Consider the following 15,923-nt stretch of genomic DNA (forward strand, 5'->3'; position numbering starts at 1 on the left):
GTACCGCAGAACCACCCCGAGAGTACCTGCGCACCCCCGGCGGGGCCACTGCTGGCACGCCCGTTCACACACTGACCGGAACGGGCCGAGCAACGTTGGTGCAGAGCGCTATTCGGCCGGGCTTCACCCGATCGGAGCGATCAACGTCTGGCCGGCCGCCACCGAATTGGAGTCCAGGGCGTTGAGGTTGCGGATGCGCTCCACAACGTCGCGGACCGGTGCGCCGGGTGCCACCCGGGAGGCCAGCTGCTGCAACGACTCTCCGGGTTCCACGCGGACCACCGCGAGCGCGGCGGGCACCTGCGCCGCCGCCTCGGCGGGCTCGTCGTTCAGCACGCTGCCGAAGTTGGCCATCAAACCGAGCCAGAGCGTGATGATGCCGGCGAGCAGGGCCAATCCCACCGTCGTCAACACTGAGACCGGACGGCGGCGGTGCGATGCCGTCGACACCGCGACACCGGTTCCGTGGTACCGCATGGGCGTGCCGCCTGGACGGGTGGGGCCCGGCCTGGTCGAACGGATCTGCCCCGCCCGGTAGTAAGGCGACTCGTCGAACGGCCTGTTGGCAGGCCTGGTCACCAGCCTTTGCCCGTTCCAGGTGCGCTGCGGGCCCGCGTAGCTGATTGTCATGTCGTTGCCTCCGGTCGACGAAAAATCGCTCGTGTGTTCGACCTTAGTCGCTCAGGTGTTCGATATCGAACACCTGAGCGACGCGTGTCGTACGAGCAAAACGGTAGACCTCACCACCGACAGGGTTTTGTCGGTGCAACCAGCTGGGTGAATTTCGGATACCCGATCCACCGGAAAGTTACACACTTGTGATTCCGCAGATCCGGGCCGATAGAGGCGCTGCCGACGCCGGCCTGACACGCCCGTCGAACACATGTTTGATTCTTCGGTCGGAGGCGGTTACATTCAGTGGCATGAGCGACAGCAACGACCCCCCAGTAGCTGATCGAGCCGGTTCCCGCGGAACCACCGCAGACGGACGGCTGCACTCCGTCGACTCCGCGCTGACCGAGCGGCAGCGCACCATCCTCGAAGTCATCCGGGCCTCGGTCACCACCCGCGGGTATCCGCCGAGTATTCGCGAGATCGGCGACGCGGTGGGCCTGACGTCGACATCCTCGGTGGCTCATCAATTGCGCACGCTGGAGCGCAAGGGCTACCTGCGCCGGGACGCGAATCGACCGCGGGCCGTGGATGTGCGGGCGGCTGACGACGCCGTGACTCCGCCCACCACCGATGTGGCCGGCTCGGATGCCCTCCCGGAACCCACTTTCGTGCCCGTACTGGGCCGCATCGCCGCCGGTGGGCCCATCCTCGCCGAGGAAGCCGTCGAGGACGTCTTTCCGCTACCCCGTGAGCTGGTCGGCGAGGGGACGTTGTTCCTTCTCAAGGTCGTCGGCGACTCGATGGTGGAGGCCGCCATCTGCGACGGCGACTGGGTGGTGGTACGTCAGCAGAACGTCGCGGACAATGGCGACATCGTGGCCGCCATGATCGACGGCGAGGCCACCGTCAAGACCTTCAAGCGAGCAGGTGGCCAAGTGTGGCTGATGCCCCACAATCCGGCGTTCGACCCGATCCCCGGGAATGACGCGACCGTGCTCGGGAAGGTCGTCACGGTCATCCGCAAGGTGTAAGGCCGAACCGCTCCAGCAGGCCTACGGCTCAGTCGGCTCTTACGAAGCCGTTGGCCTGCGCCACTGCCTCGTTGGCGAACCAAATCTCAGCCAGAGTGTCGTGGTACAACGCGCTGTTGGGCGTGTAGTACAGACCGAATCGGGCGCTGGCCTTGATCGGGTAGCCATCCGGGGCCCGGTACGGGTCATCCTCGAGAGGCAGGTGGATGGTTGGCCGCACTGCAGCACCCTCCGCGCCTCGGGCCGCCTCGGCCTGCGGCGCCGCGGCGTAAGCCGCCTCGGTCGCTGCCGGCGCATAACCAGGGTCATCGGCGGCGGCATGCCGCCCCTTCCTCGGCTCAGGCGCCACGTTCGCGTCCTCCGGCGCCACGTCGGGCACCTCCTCTTCCGCGGGACCTCCACGCGGATAGAAGATGTCCGGAAATTCGTGCTCCGGATGGGCCTCGGGAACGTCCGGCGCCGCAGCACCTTCGCTGTGCGGTATCGAGGACTCCTCCGCGAACGCTTCCGGCGAGACCGTTTCCGCAACGTGGGGCTCGGCCTCCACGAGCTGGCCGAATGCGCCGCGTGTGACGATAGGTGTCGGGGTGGTGTCCACCGCGTCGGGGTCTTCATCGCCTTCGAACCCGCCGGACTCGTCGTGCTCCTCGAAGTCCGTGTCCTGCTCGGCCGCAGCCACGTATTCCTCGGATCCGGCGGCGTAATCGTCGGCGCCGTGCGCGTAGTCGTCGGCGCCATGCGCGTAGTCGTCGGCGCCATGCGCATAGTCGTCGGCGCCATGCGCATAGTCGTCGGCGTATTCGGCGCTGCGGTCGTGCTCGTCGTGGTATTCCTCACGGCCCAGACCGCGCTCGTCGGGCGCGGCCACGGTCCCGCCCCCTCTGGACCAGCTCACCCGCGGCGCTGCACCGTACTCCGGCATCTCGTGCTCTTCAGGGTGGTGCTCGACTGGCGGGAAGCGCTCGGAGCCGTAATCGATGTCGTCGTGCGACCAGCGCCCGTCGGCGCCCCTGTCGAACTCGTCGGCCACATCGTGACCGTGGTCGTACGCGGGCACTGCCCGGCCGGCGCGACGGCGGCGCAGGCCGAACACCACCAGCACAGTCATCAGAACAAGCAGCAACACCGGCACCGCCACCGCCAACCACCACCAGTGGAAGGTGAACTTCTTGCCGGGCGGTGGCGACGCGGTGGTGCTGGGCTGGTTCTGCCCCGACACCTGCAGGCCGGACAGCAGCGGCGCCAAGTTCGCTGGATCGGTGGTGAAGGTGTTCTTCGCACGGTTCCACGACACCTTGCCGCCGGTGAACTTCTGCGAGACCACGTCTCCGTCGACGCTCTGGTCGCCGACGGGGGCGCCCAGTTTGCCGGTGGCCCCCTTCAGCTTGTCCCATGCCGCCTTCATGGCGCCGCGCACGACGAACGCGCCGTGATCAGGAGTCCAGAAGATCACCGGCTTGTCGGCGGCGGAGAACGTGGCGATCCGGCTGGCCGGGGTGATGCCGCCGTCCGCCTCATTCGAGATCGGGAAGCCCAGGTCACTGCTGACCGGTCCGCCCAACGACTCGTACTTCTGCAGGATCGGCCCTTCGACGGCGTTGGCGCCGGTGGCCGGGCTGAAGAAGATCTTGCCGCCGTTGAACTCCTGGACGATGCCGTCGCCACCGATCGGATTCGGGCCGCCCTTCTTGGCGCCCAGCGGACCGTTCGCGCCGCCGGCCGCACGCCATGCCATGTTGATGGCAGCGGTGGGGTCGATCGCTATCTGCAGGCCCTTGAGCTGATCGGCCAGGGCCGGCGGGTTGGTGCTGAATTCCTTGGTCTTCCTGTTCCAGGACACCTCTCCGCCGGTGAACTTCTGCGACGCCACTTCACTGTCGTAGGTTTCGTCGCCGACCGGCGCCCCCAGCACCCCGCCCGAGCTGCCGAGTTTGTCCCAGGCGGCGTTGAGTGCGCCGCGGACCACGAATGCGCCGTGATCGGGTGTCCAGAAGATCACCGGGTTGTCGCTGGCCGCGAATGTGCTCACCCGGCTGTCGGGCCCGGCGAGTCCGGGCACCTCGTTGATGGTCGGAAATCCGAGATCGCTGTTGGCCGGACCGCCCAGTGACTCGTATTTGTCCAGGATGGGGCCGAACATGTACTTGGCACCGGTGGCGGGAGTGAAGTACATCTTGCCGCCGTCGAAGTCCAGAGCGAATCCGTCCCCGAGGGGGTAGACGTCGCCTTTTCTGGCGCCGAGCGTGGACGAGGCACCGCCCGCCTTATCCCATGCGGCCATCATGGCCGCCTCGGCGTCGCCGATCGGCGACGCGGACGCGGCAGGCGCCAGCAACCCCAGGGCCAAACCGGTCGCCAACGCGGCGGCCGTCAGGCCGACCAGCGCACGCCCAACCAACTTGTTCAATTGACCCCTCTGCCCGTTCACCAAGCCTCCAAGCCGACGCCCTGCCCACCTGGCAAGCAGGCGGATTCACCGCCGTGGGCCGTTTCCCGGCCACGATTCACATCGCCACCGGGCTCGCATAACTTTGCTCTAGCGAACGAGATATGCGAAGTCAAATCGTACATATTACGGAAACGGATACCGAGCCGATGTCGAAATGATGCCGGCCCGCGCTCGTGTCGCGAGAAACCGGTGAAACCGCGCTGCGCCCCTGTCACCCATTGGGTTACCGTGCCGGAGACAACATCCCGCCTGGCATGCCGGCCGATCCCGTGAGAGGAAATCCAGCGCGCATGGGCGTTTCCGGACTTGGCTGGGCCGTCACCATCGTCCTCATCGCCGGGTTGATGCTGTTCGACTATGTCTTTCAGGTACGCAAGACGCACGTGCCGACGCTACGTGAGGCCGCGATCTGGTCGGCGACCTATATCGGCATAGCGGTGATCTTCGGTGTGGGCGTCGCCGTCCTGGGCAGCCCCCACATGGCGGTCGAGTATTTCGCCGGCTACCTGAGCAACGAAGCCCTTTCCGTGGACAACCTTTTCGTCTTCCTGGTGATCATCAGCAGCTTCGCGGTGCCCAGGGTGGCGCAGCAGAAGGTGCTGTTGTTCGGTATCGCTTTCGCGCTGATCGCGCGCACCGTCTTCATCATTCTGGGCGGCGCACTCCTCAACAGCTTCAACGCGGTCTTCTACGTATTCGGCCTGGGCCTGCTGGTGATGGCCGGCAAACTCGCCAAACCGGCAGAGACAGAAGACAGTAACGCCGACAACCTGGTCATCCGATTGGCCAACCGCTTCCTGCGGACATCCACCGAGTACGACGGAGACGGGCTGTTCGTGGTGCAGGACGGTCGGCGGGTGATGACGCCGCTGCTGCTGGTCATGATCGCCGTCGGCGGTACCGACCTGTTGTTCGCGTTCGATTCGGTGCCCGCGATGTTCGGTCTGACGCAGAACATTTACCTGGTGTTCGCCGCGACCGCGTTCTCACTACTCGGCCTTCGCCAACTGTACTTTCTGATCGACAATCTGCTGGACCGGCTGGTCTACCTGACCTACGGACTGGCCGTGGTACTGGGCTTCATCGGTGTGAAGCTGATTCTGGAAGCGCTGCACGACAACAACCTTCCCTTCATCAACCACGGCAGGCCGGTTCCGGTCGTCGAATTGAGCATCACGGTGTCGCTGCTGGTGATCGTCGCGGTGCTGCTGATAACGACGCTGGTGTCGTTGTATTCAGCGCGCGGCCGCAGACAGAACGCCGTCAGCCGGGCACGCCGGCATGCGAAGGAGTACCTGGCCTCGATGCAGGATCCGGCGCAACGCGACGAGGCGTACGCCGCGCTGCTGCAGGCGGAACGCGAAATAGACGTGCTGGCAAGCAAATACAACGCCAAGCTCAGACCGGACGACGAGCTGGCGGAGCTACTGCGGCGGGTGCACGAGGCGCACCGCGACGCGGACTAAGCGCTAGACGCCCAGCCCGCGGCCGATGATCTCTTTCATGATCTCGGTCGTGCCGCCGTAGATGGTCTGCACCCGGGCGTCGAGATAGGCACGGGCAACATCGTATTCGCGCATGTAGCCGTACCCACCATGCAGTTGCAGGCAGCGGTCGATCAGATGAACCTGCTTTTCGGTGGAGTACCACTTGGCCATCGCGGCCTGCTCGGCCGTCAGCTTCCCCTCCAGGTGGAGCGCGATGAAGTTGTCCACCATGATGCGTACCACGGTGGCCTCGGTCGCCAGCTCGGCCAACACGAACCGGCTGTTCTGGAAGCTACCGATCGGCTTGCCAAAAGCCTTGCGCTCCTTGGTGTATTGCAGCGTCTGCTCGAGCACCGTTTCCATGGCAGTTGCCGCCATGACGGCGATGTTCAGCCGTTCCTGCGGCAGGTTCTGCATCAGGTAGATGAAGCCCATGCCCTCCTGGCCGAGCAGGTTCTCGGCCGGAACCTTCACGTCCGTGAAAGACAGTTCGGCGGTGTCCTGGGCGTCCAGGCCTATCTTGTCGAGGTGACGGCCGCGTTCGAAGCCCTCCATGCCGCGCTCGACGACCAGCAGGCTGAAGCCCTGCGCGCCCTTCTCCGGGTCGGTCTGCGCCACGACGATCACCAGGTCGGAGTTGATTCCGTTGGTGATGAACGTCTTTGACCCGTTGAGCACGTAGTGGTCGCCCTCTTTGACCGCGCGGGTCTTGATGCCCTGCAGGTCACTTCCGGTGCCCGGCTCGGTCATCGCGATCGCGGTGATCAGTTCTCCGGTGCAGAATTTCGGCAGCCAGCGCTGCTTCTGCTCTTCGGTGGCCAGGTGCAGCAGGTAGGGCGCAATGATGTCGTTGTGCAGGCCGAACCCGATGCCGCTGTAGCGACCGCGGGTGGTCTCCTCGGTGACGATCGTGTTGTAGCGAAAATCCGGGTTTCCCCCGCCGCCGTACTCCTCCGGCACCGCCATGCCCAGGAAGCCCTGTTTGCCGGCTTCCAGCCACACTCCGCGGTCGACGATGTGGGCCTTCTCCCATTCATCGTGATACGGCGCGACGTGCCGATCGAGGAATGCGCGATACGACTCCCGGAACAGCTCGTGCTCCGGTTCGAAAAGTGTGCGCTGATACTTGACGGCGCTGCCCATGGGTGCGACCTCCGGCTGTCATAGGTGGAAGACTCTTGAGCCCAACATATACCAACCGGGCGGTTGGTCGAGCGGGCGCGTCTGCCTGGTTAGGCTTCCGACCCGAATTGCCGCAGCGCAGCGGCCAGCGCCACCGGGACCCGCGCCTGGATGCGGGTGCCGTCGGCCTGATGGTCTGCCTGGTGGACCCGCCCGTCGGAGTGAACCCTGGCCACCAGGTCGCCGCGGTCGTAGGGGATGACGACATCCACGGCCGTATCGGTGGGCACGGCGAGTTCGGCCATCCGCTGGCGCAGCGCGTCGATACCGTCGCCGGTGCGAGCGGAGACGAAGACCGCGCCGGGAAGTTCGTGGCGCAGCCTGGCCAGCATCAGATCGCCGGCGGCGTCGATTTTGTTGACCACCACCAGTTCCGGCGGAGCTTCGGCTCCGTGATCGGCGACCACGTCGGAGATCACCTGCCGCACGGCACTGATCTGGGCCAACGGGTTGACGTCCGACCCGTCGACGACGTGCACCAGCAGATCCGCGTCGACGACCTCCTCCAAGGTGGAGCGGAACGCCTCGACCAGCTGGGTCGGCAGATGACGCACGAAGCCGACAGTGTCGGTGAGCACGAATGGGCGGCCGTCGTCGAATTCGGTGCGCCGGGTGGTGGGTTCCAGGGTGGCGAACAGCGCGTCCTGGACGAGCACGCCGGCCCCCGTGAGCGCATTGAGAACGCTGGATTTGCCGGCGTTGGTGTAGCCCACGATGGCGATGGACGGCATGTCGGAGTGCAGGCGACGGCTGCGCTGGGTGTCGCGGACCTGCTTCATCGCCCTGATCTCGCGCTTGAGTTTGGACATGCGCTCGCGGATGCGGCGCCGGTCGGTTTCGATCTTGGTTTCACCCGGGCCACGAAGGCCCACACCGCCGCCGCTACCACCGGCTCGACCGCCGGCCTGCCGGGACATCGACTCACCCCAGCCGCGCAGCCGCGGCAGCATGTACTCCATCTGTGCCAGCGAGACCTGCGCCTTGCCTTCCCGGCTGGTGGCGTGCTGCGCGAAGATGTCCAGGATCAACGCGGTCCGGTCGATGACTTTGACCTTCACCGCCTTTTCCAGCGCGGTCAGCTGGGCCGGGGACAGTTCGCCGTCGCAGATCACGGTGTCGGCGCCGGTGGCCAGCACCACCTCGCGAAGCTCCTGGGCCTTGCCCGAACCGATGTAGGTCGACGGATCGGGGCGATCGCGGCGCTGAATGAGCCCCTCGAGCACCTGGGACCCCGCGGTTTCGGCCAGCGCCGCCAACTCGGCGAGGCTGGCCTGGTTGTCGGCCGAGGTGCCCTCGGTCCAGACGCCGACCAGCACCACGCGTTCCAGGCGCAGCTGGCGGTACTCGACCTCGGAGATGTCGGTGAGTTCGGTCGACAGCCCCGCGACCCGGCGCAATGCAGATCGGTCTTCCAGGGCAAGTTCGCCAGTGCTGGGCTCCGGCCCGATGGTCTCGGGAAACTCGGGAAATGAATCAGAATTTTTCATAGGCAATTAGCAATGTTGCACGCCGAATCGGCGTCATGCACCTGATTTAACGCTCTTGCGCGCGCCACCATTCCCCGCTCACTTCGCCGTGTGCCACCAGTACCGACGGCCCGCGCAGGAAGCTGGTCGATTCGGTGACGGTGACAGTGACGTCGCCGCCGGGCACCCGCACGGTCAGGACGCCGGTGTCGGCGCCGGTGGTGGCCAGCGCGGCGACCGCGGCCGCCACCGTTCCGGTGCCGCAGGAGCGGGTCTCCCCCACGCCGCGTTCGTGCACCCGCATGCAGACCTGGCCATCGACCGGCAGGGTGAGCACTTCGACGTTGACACCCTCGGGGAACTGGTCCGCGTCGAAGTGCACCGGAGCCGCAACGTCCAGAGCCGCCAGAGCCTCCACCGTGAGCCCCGGATCGGCGCACGCGAGGTGCGGGTTGCCGACGTCGACGGCCACGCCGGTAAACCGCCGGCCGCCGACCACGGCATGGCCGGTGCCCAGTTTGTTGGCCTTGCCCATGTCCACGGCGACATCGGCGTCGGTCGCATCGACGTGGTGCAGAGTGACCGGCCGCGGCCCGGCGAGCGAGCCGACGACGAACTCGTCGCGCGACTCCAGCCCGCTGGCCCGAAGGTAGTGCGCGAACACGCGCACGCCGTTGCCGCACATCTGCGCTGTCGACCCGTCGGCGTTGCGGTAGTCCATGTACCAATCCGATTCGGCGACCCCGTCCGGCAGACGGTCGAGGACACCGGAGCCCAGGGCCGCACCGGCGGTGGTGACCCTCAGGACGCCGTCGGCGCCCAGTCCCCGGCGCCGGTCACACAGGGCGGCAACGCGCGCGGCGGACAGGGTCAACCGGCAATCCACGTCGGGCAACAGCACGAAGTCGTTCTGCGTGCCGTGGCCCTTGGCGAAGATCATGGGCGCTCCTAGATGCCGCGTCTGATCCGCAGGGCGTCGGCGCGGATCACCCGGTCAGGATACGTGTCGCCAGACACGCAGCGCCTCGTCGACGGCACCGGCAGCAGACGGGTCGATCCAGTGCACGCGGTGGTCGCGGCGAAACCAGGACCGCTGGCGTCGCACGTAGCGGCGGGTGCCGACGAAAGTCTGCTCCTGCGCCTCGTGCAGCAACTCCGGTGTGCCGCCGGCATCCAGTGCGGTAATCACCTGGGCATAACCCAGGGCCCGCGAAGCGGTGACGCCGTCACGCAGCCCGCGGCCGAGCAGACCACGCACCTCCTCGACCAGCCCTTCGGCGAACATCAGCTCGGTGCGTCGCGCCAACCTCTGATCCAGAATCGTTGTCTCGCAATCCAACCCGATGATGGCCGTGCCCCAGCGCGGCGCACCGATGCGCGGCGCCGACGCCGCGAACGGCTGTCCGGTCAGCTCGATCACTTCCAGGGCCCGCACCGTGCGTCTGCCGTCGGTGGGCAGGATGACGGCCGCCGCGGCCGGATCCCGACAGGCCAGTTCGGCGTGCAGTTCGGCGACACCGATCTCGGCCAGCCGCTGCTCCCAGCGGGCCCGCACTGCCGGATCGGTCGCGGGAAAGGTCCAGTCGTCCAGCAGCGACTGGATGTAGAGCATCGAGCCGCCGACCACGACCGGCACGGCTCCCCTGCACTGGATCCCTTCGATGTCGGCGACCGCCGCCTGCTGGTAGCGGGCCACGGTCGCGGTCTGGGTGACGTCGAGGACGTCGAGTTGGTGATGCGGGATGCCGCGGCGCTGCCCGACGGGCAGCTTGGCGGTCCCGATGTCCATACCGCGATAGAGCTGCATCGCGTCGGCGTTGACGATTTCGGCTGCGCCGCCGAGTCGTTCGACCACATCGAGCGCCAGCTGCGACTTCCCGGCACCGGTGGGGCCGATGATCGCCAGTGGCCTCACGGCTGCCAGACGCCGACGAAGTAACCCACGCCGTAGGGGGCGCCACGGTACAGCTCCTTGGCCGAGCGCGGTCCGGGCCCGGCCAGGCCGGCCACGACGTTGAAAGCCACCCGTCCGAGAATCCGCTGCGGCAACCGGCTCAGGGCTGCGACGTCCCCACCGGCCAGCGCATCGTCGAGCAGTCGCTGGGCATCCGCGCCGCCGGGGTCGTAGCCGCCGGGCGCTCTGTCGGTCAGGGTGTTGGCACCGTCGGCCACGACCAGTACGCCAACCGGGTCCGGATGCTCGTCGATCTCGGCCCGCAAGTCGCGGCCGCGGTGCACCGCGGCGCCGGGGTCCTGGTCGCCCGCGTAAACCCGCACCTCGACAGAGGCGTCAGGGCGCGCCTGACCACGCACCCAGCCGGCCATCAGCGCGCACAGGGGCATGTCCATCCCCGCGCCCGCAGCCTGGGGCGTCAGGCGGACCGGCACGTCAACGCCGAATCCGGCGAAGGTGCCGACGCTATCCGGGCCCACCACGGCGTCCACCGGGCCGGTTCCCACGGCGACCCAGCGATCCGGCAGCACGGCTGCCGCGGCGAGGACAGCGGCCGATAGATCGGCGATCTCGGCAGCGGCGGCTCCGGCGAGTTCGGGAACGAGCACCGGCGCGCACGGGATGACGACGATGGCGCTCAGCACGCCATCAAACTAACGTCTCGGCGCGCGGGACATGCGAAGCAGTGCGCCTACCCGTCAGCGGCGGTGATGACCGGGGCTCCCTTGTCCGGCCCGTCGACCCGATGCACCTCTTCGGCGTCGGCTTCCATGTTGGCGGCCTCGCCGCGGGCCAGCGCCACCGTCGCGGTGATCACCACGGCCGCGGCGATGGCGAGCACCACGCCTTCAATACCGTCCGTGTCCAGCGTCTCACCGAGCACGAGGACCCCCAGGATGGTCGCCACCACCGGCTTGGCGACGGTCATCGTGGGCAGCGAGGCGGTCAGCGAACCGGCGCGGAATGCCGACTGCTGGAAGATCATCCCGCACAGCATGACGACCAGCCAGGGAAAGAACTCCGGGGTGGTCACGGCGGCCCCCAGACCCTGGTGGTGCAGAACGTCGACCACGCCCTTGGTCAGCACGGCGAACAGCGCCAAAGACGAACCAGCCACCAGCGCCAGGAGCGCCGCGGCCTGCGGACGGCCGTGCCACACCTTGGCGGCCACCACGCAGGACACCAGGATCGGTCCCATCACCGCCGCCACCACCATCCAGGTGCCCAGCGGCGCCCGGTCGTGGCCGGCGGCCGGATCGCCGACGATGATCACCACGGCCAGCGACGCGGCCAGCACAGTTGCCCACAGCCACTGCGACCGCGTGATCCGGTGGCGTGCCAGCCGGGCGTAGATCGGCAGGGCAAACAGCAGCGCGGTCACCTGTAACGCGGTCACCAGCACCACTGACGCAAAGGCCAGGGCCATCGCCTGCAGGCTGTAGTTGAGCACCGCGCACCCGCCGCCCGTCCACCACTTGGCGTCGCGCAGCGACATGCCGAAGAGCTTGAGGTGGCCGACTTCTTCATCGGTGATCTCGTGAGCCGATCGCTGCCGGATCACGTCTCCGGTGGCCGATGCGAGCGCGGCGAACAACGCGATGATCGCGGAGATTCCGACCATTGACATGGCGACCCTCAATTCCCCAACTTCGCCACCAGCGTTCCCGCGATGTTCGCCGGCAGTTCATCAAACACTCTATGGCTCTGCCCGTGGTCTGGACAGTGATCGTGCTCCGCTCAGACTTTCCAACCGAGCTGAGATCCTCCCAGAACCAGCTAAGAGGCAGCTGTGAAAACCCGAGCGGACGACCTAGGTAACGGTACCCAACCGCGCAGGATCGCTATCAGCCGCAATTGAACGGGAACCGAGTTGTTACCCGGGGCCCGCCCGCCGACCGGTTCAGAAAAGGGCCGATTGGCCTGGGGGTTTCACGCCGTCGCGGGACGGCTCCGGCATGGCGGCCTCGTCGCGAGCACAGGGGGTCCCAGCCTGGAACAGCTCAATACCCGGGCGGAAAACGCACCAGTGCGCAGAAGGTGGCGGCACACCGCCGTCCAAGCTGCTTGAATACTTGTTGGAAACCGGTCGGAAACTGCGGGGGTTCGCACCACAATGCCGACCGGACGGGTGCCGCTTCGCGCGGCAGCTGCGCGGGAAGTCGACCGCGCTACTGGCAGAGGGTAGGTGACGAGCGCAATGACGGGTGAGCAGCCCAGCAGCAACGACGCAGCAATAGCCGAACCGGTTTCCAGGCCGGTTCCAGGGCCACGGCCCGGGCCACGACCCGGCCCCCGGCCGGGTGCAGCGCCCAGACCCGCCGCGCACGCGTCGCCACATCCGACGTCGACGTTGCCGCACAGCGATCCCCACCGGTTCGGACGGGTCGACGACGACGGCACGGTGTGGTTGCTCAGCGCCGCCGGCGAGCGGGTCGTGGGTTCGTGGCAGGCCGGTGACCCGGAGGCGGCGTTCGCCTATTTCGGCAGGCGCTACGACGATCTGAGCACCGAGATCGCTCTGATGGAGGAGCGGTTGGTGTCGGGAACCGGGGATCCCCGCAAGATCAACGCCAACGCGGGGGCCCTGCTCGAGACACTGCCGACCGCCTGCGTGCTGGGTGACATCGATGCGCTGGCCGGCCGGTTGTCCGACATCCGCGCCCGTATCGACGTCTATGTCACCGCGCACCGCTCCCGCCGCATGGAGCACCGGGCCGCCCAGACCGCCCGCAAGGAGGCGCTGGCCGCCGAGGCGGAGGACATCGCCGCCAACTCGACGCAATGGAAGGCCGCCGGCGACCGGATGCGGGCGATCCTCGACGAATGGAAGACGATCACCGGGCTCGACCGCAAGGTCGACGACGCGCTGTGGAAGCGCTACTCGGCGGCCCGGGAGATCTTCAACCGCCGGCGCGGATCCCACTTCGCCGAACTCGACCGGGAGCGGTCCGGGGTGCGCCAGTCCAAGGAGCGGCTGTGCGAGCGGGCCGAGGCGTTATCCGACTCCACCGACTGGACCGCGACCAGCGCGGAGTTCCGCAAACTGCTCACCGAGTGGAAGGCGGCGGGCCGCGCCAGCAAGGACGTCGACGACGCGCTGTGGCGCCGGTTCAAGGCCGCCCAGGACTCGTTCTTCACCGCCCGCAACGCCGTCACCGCGGAGAAGGACGCCGAGTTCAAGGCCAACGCGGCCGCCAAGGAGGCGCTGCTGGCCGAGGCCGAGAAGATCGACACCAGCAATCACGACGCCGCCCGGGCCGCGCTGCGGAGCATCGCCGATAAGTGGGACGCGATCGGCAAGGTCCCCCGGGAGCGGTCCGCGGAATTGGAGCGGCGACTGCGCGCGATCGAGAAGAAGGTGCGCGACGCCGGCGAATCGGACTGGGCCGACCCGCAGGCCCAGGCCCGCGCCGAGCAGTTCCGCGCCCGCGCTGAGCAGTTCGAACAGCAGGCCGCGAAGGCGACCGCGGCCGGTAAGACCAAGGAAGCCGACGAGGCGAGGGCGAACGCCGAGCAATGGCGTCAGTGGGCTGATGCCGCGGCCAAGGCTTTGACCCGCCGGTCTTAAGGGCCCTTGGGTTCGGCGCCGGCATCGGCGTCGGGAGTTCCGGTGCCCAGGCTGTCCAGCAGCGTCCTGGACTGTTCTTGCGCGACGATACGGCGGCGCTGCTCCTCGGCGGCCAGCTGCACGATGGTGCGCTGCCACACCACCCGGGCCCAGTGGAACGTCAGCAGTATCACGGTGATCCACGCGACGAACAGGCCGATGCCCGGTCCGGGGTGGCCCGCCGGCACGGTCTGGCGCGACCAGACCGCAAGCAGACCCGTACCGCTGGCGAGCATGGAACCGGCCAGCGCCACCCAGGCCACCGCCCAGAGCCGGGTCAGTAAGGCCAGAATCGAGAAGCCGACGCTGAACACCAGCGCCAGCCAGGTGAATACCTGCGAGGGCAGCCCCACCGCGGCGTAGCCGGCGCCGTGGGTGCCGAACAGCACGTCCCAGCCCCGCACGCTGCCCGTGTGCGGCAGGATGAACGAGCCCAGCAGCACGAATACCAGGATCGCGACGACGAGAGCCCTGGCCCCGGGCTCGATTTCGCGAGCAACCCGGCGCTCGGCCGCCTCGATTTCAGACCGGTAGGCGTCGAATTCCGCCACGTGAAGTTCTCCGTTCATTCATTGGCCACAACCGGCCGGCTGGGCCGGCGCGGCGACGGGCACCCCGACACCAGGCATACCCAGTCCGACGCCGGTTCGACCCGAAAGGTGCGCATCGCCGGCGCGCGTGCGGCGGTGGGTCAGGATGCCGGCGTCAGCGATGAGATGGTGCGGCGCGGCGTCGGTGACCATGGCGGTGACGACGTCGCCAGGACGCACCTCACGGGCTCCGGCGGTGAAGTGGACCAGCCGGCCGTCGCGGGCGCGGCCGGTCATGCGCGCGGTGCGGCTGTCCTTGCGTCCTTCGCCGGAGGCGACCAGCAGTTCGACGGTCTGGCCCACCACCGCGCGGTTGTGCCGCAAAGAGATGCTCTCCTGCAACTCCACGAGGCGCTCGTAGCGTTGCTGTACAACGGCTTTGGGCACCTGATCGGGAAGGTCGGCGGCGGGCGTGCCGGGGCGCGGAGAGTACTGGAAGGTGAACGCGGCCGCGAAGCGCGCCTGGGCCACCACGTCGAGGGTGGCGGCGAAGTCCTCTTCGGTCTCGCCGGGGAAGCCGACGATGAGGTCGGTGGTGATCGCGGCGTGCGGCATGGCCGTCCGCACCCGTTCGATGATGCCGAGATAGCGATCGGCCCGGTAGGAACGCCGCATGGCACGCAGGATCCGGTCCGACCCCGATTGCAACGGCATGTGCAGGGCCGGGCAGACGTTCGGTGTCTGCGCCATCGCCTCGATGACGTCGTCGGTGAACTCGGCCGGGTGCGGCGAGGTGAACCGGACCCGCTCCAGGCCGTCGATGTCGCCACAGGCCCGCAGCAACTCGGCGAACGCGCCCCGGTTGCGCGGGGTCGCCGGGTCGGCGAAAGAGACGCCGTAGGCGTTGACGTTCTGGCCCAGCAGGGTGACCTCGAGAACGCCGGTATCCACCAGCGACCGCACTTCGGCCAGGATGTCGGCCGGGTTGCGGTCGACCTCCTTGCCCCGCAGCGACGGCACAATGCAGAACGTGCAGCTGTTGTTGCAGCCCACCGAGATGGAAACCCAAGCGGCATAAGCGGATTCGCGGGCACTGGGCAGCGAAGACGGGAACTGCTGCAGTGCCTCGGCGATCTCCACCTGGGCTTCGTTGTTGTGCCGGGCCCGCTCCAGCAGCGTCGGCAGCGATCCGATGTTGTGGGTGCCGAAGACGACGTCGACCCACGGCGCCTTGCGCAGTACGGCGTCGCGGTCCTTTTGTGCCAGACAACCGCCGACCGCGATCTGCATGTCGGGGTTGCTGCGCTTGCGCGGCGCCAGGTGGCTGAGGTTGCCGTACAGCTTGTTGTCGGCGTTCTCCCGGACCGCACAGGTGTTAAAGACGACGATGTCGGCGTCGTCACCCTCTGCCGCGCGGCGGTAGCCGGCGGCTTCGAGCAGTCCGGCGAGCCGCTCCGAGTCGTGGACGTTCATCTGACAGCCGTAGGTGCGGACCTGGTACGTGCGGCCCGAGTCGCTGGCAGGCGCGCCAACGCCTGTCACGCCCGCAGCGCCCGCAGCGCCCGGTGCCACCGTCGAAGTCACGGGGCCATCGTACTGGCG

The 15,923-nt window shown here is 67.7% G+C and carries 13 protein-coding genes; 3 read left to right on the forward strand and 10 right to left on the reverse strand.

Annotation, left to right across the window (positions count from 1 at the left end; genetic code table 11):
- Positions 1-123 precede the first annotated feature (123 nt).
- Entirely contained in the window at positions 124-630 is a 507-nt protein-coding gene (locus tag QXH22_RS02760; RefSeq protein ID WP_306274868.1) for a LysM peptidoglycan-binding domain-containing protein, read from the reverse strand.
- A 293-nt stretch (positions 631-923) separates the two neighbouring features.
- On the opposite strand from QXH22_RS02760, the gene lexA reads away from it, so the two are divergent.
- Entirely contained in the window at positions 924-1,646 is a 723-nt protein-coding gene (gene lexA / locus QXH22_RS02765) for a transcriptional repressor LexA (protein WP_306274869.1), read from the forward strand.
- 28 nt (positions 1,647-1,674) lie between these two features.
- Here lexA and QXH22_RS02770 read toward each other — a convergent pair whose 3' ends face one another.
- Entirely contained in the window at positions 1,675-4,074 is a 2,400-nt protein-coding gene (locus QXH22_RS02770; RefSeq protein ID WP_306274870.1) for an LGFP repeat-containing protein, read from the reverse strand.
- A 311-nt stretch (positions 4,075-4,385) separates the two neighbouring features.
- Here QXH22_RS02770 and QXH22_RS02775 point away from each other — a divergent pair, with 311 nt between their 5' ends.
- Complete coding sequence (locus tag QXH22_RS02775; RefSeq protein WP_306274871.1) at positions 4,386-5,561, forward strand: TerC/Alx family metal homeostasis membrane protein; 1,176 nt, start codon at positions 4,386-4,388, stop codon at positions 5,559-5,561.
- Positions 5,562-5,564: 3 nt separating this feature from the next.
- Here the strand turns inward: QXH22_RS02775 and QXH22_RS02780 are convergent, their stop codons facing one another.
- The 6 genes from QXH22_RS02780 to QXH22_RS02805 all read right to left on the reverse strand — a co-directional run bounded on the left by QXH22_RS02780 (position 5,565) and on the right by QXH22_RS02805 (position 11,811).
- Entirely contained in the window at positions 5,565-6,725 is a 1,161-nt protein-coding gene (locus QXH22_RS02780; protein ID WP_055578405.1) for an acyl-CoA dehydrogenase family protein, read from the reverse strand.
- A gap of 89 nt (positions 6,726-6,814) precedes the next feature.
- Complete coding sequence (hflX, locus tag QXH22_RS02785; RefSeq protein WP_306274872.1) at positions 6,815-8,251, reverse strand: GTPase HflX; 1,437 nt, start codon at positions 8,249-8,251, stop codon at positions 6,815-6,817.
- 46 nt (positions 8,252-8,297) lie between these two features.
- Positions 8,298-9,170, reverse strand: coding sequence for a diaminopimelate epimerase (gene dapF, locus QXH22_RS02790; protein ID WP_306274873.1), 873 nt, complete (start codon positions 9,168-9,170; stop codon positions 8,298-8,300).
- A 54-nt stretch (positions 9,171-9,224) separates the two neighbouring features.
- On the reverse strand, positions 9,225-10,145 hold the full coding sequence (gene miaA / locus QXH22_RS02795; RefSeq protein ID WP_306274874.1) for a tRNA (adenosine(37)-N6)-dimethylallyltransferase MiaA: 921 nt from the start codon (positions 10,143-10,145) through the stop codon (positions 9,225-9,227).
- Complete coding sequence (locus QXH22_RS02800; RefSeq protein ID WP_306274875.1) at positions 10,142-10,828, reverse strand: hypothetical protein; 687 nt, start codon at positions 10,826-10,828, stop codon at positions 10,142-10,144. The genes miaA and QXH22_RS02800 overlap by 4 nt, the downstream gene beginning before the upstream one ends.
- A gap of 47 nt (positions 10,829-10,875) precedes the next feature.
- Entirely contained in the window at positions 10,876-11,811 is a 936-nt protein-coding gene (locus tag QXH22_RS02805; RefSeq protein ID WP_306241236.1) for a DMT family transporter, read from the reverse strand.
- Between the two features lie 570 nt (positions 11,812-12,381).
- On the opposite strand from QXH22_RS02805, the gene QXH22_RS02810 reads away from it, so the two are divergent.
- Complete coding sequence (locus QXH22_RS02810; RefSeq protein WP_306274876.1) at positions 12,382-13,752, forward strand: DUF349 domain-containing protein; 1,371 nt, start codon at positions 12,382-12,384, stop codon at positions 13,750-13,752.
- On the opposite strand, the gene QXH22_RS02815 is transcribed toward QXH22_RS02810, so the two are convergent.
- Positions 13,749-14,360 carry a hypothetical protein gene (locus QXH22_RS02815; protein ID WP_306274877.1) on the reverse strand — a complete coding sequence of 204 codons (612 nt, stop codon included), beginning with the start codon at positions 14,358-14,360 and terminating at the stop codon, positions 13,749-13,751. The two genes, QXH22_RS02810 and QXH22_RS02815, sit on opposite strands and share 4 nt — an antisense overlap.
- Positions 14,361-15,905, reverse strand: coding sequence for a tRNA (N6-isopentenyl adenosine(37)-C2)-methylthiotransferase MiaB (gene miaB, locus QXH22_RS02820; RefSeq protein WP_306274878.1), 1,545 nt, complete (start codon positions 15,903-15,905; stop codon positions 14,361-14,363).
- Positions 15,906-15,923 lie beyond the last annotated feature (18 nt).

It is taken from the genome of Mycobacterium sp. TY814, from assembly GCF_030755175.1.
GTDB lineage: Bacteria > Actinomycetota > Actinomycetes > Mycobacteriales > Mycobacteriaceae > Mycobacterium.

Excerpts from the sequence above, each read along its gene's own strand:
- QXH22_RS02760 (WP_306274868.1), bottom strand. The coding sequence starts at position 630 with ATGACAATCAGCTACGCGGGCCCGCAGCGCACCTGGAACGGGCAAAGG.
- lexA (WP_306274869.1), top strand. The coding sequence starts at position 924 with ATGAGCGACAGCAACGACCCCCCAGTAGCTGATCGAGCCGGTTCCCGC.
- QXH22_RS02775 (WP_306274871.1), top strand. The coding sequence starts at position 4,386 with ATGGGCGTTTCCGGACTTGGCTGGGCCGTCACCATCGTCCTCATCGCC.
- QXH22_RS02780 (WP_055578405.1), bottom strand. The coding sequence starts at position 6,725 with ATGGGCAGCGCCGTCAAGTATCAGCGCACACTTTTCGAACCGGAGCAC.
- hflX (WP_306274872.1), bottom strand. The coding sequence starts at position 8,251 with ATGAAAAATTCTGATTCATTTCCCGAGTTTCCCGAGACCATCGGGCCG.
- dapF (WP_306274873.1), bottom strand. The coding sequence starts at position 9,170 with ATGATCTTCGCCAAGGGCCACGGCACGCAGAACGACTTCGTGCTGTTG.
- QXH22_RS02805 (WP_306241236.1), bottom strand. The coding sequence starts at position 11,811 with ATGTCAATGGTCGGAATCTCCGCGATCATCGCGTTGTTCGCCGCGCTC.
- QXH22_RS02810 (WP_306274876.1), top strand. The coding sequence starts at position 12,382 with ATGACGGGTGAGCAGCCCAGCAGCAACGACGCAGCAATAGCCGAACCG.
- QXH22_RS02815 (WP_306274877.1), bottom strand. The coding sequence starts at position 14,360 with ATGAACGGAGAACTTCACGTGGCGGAATTCGACGCCTACCGGTCTGAA.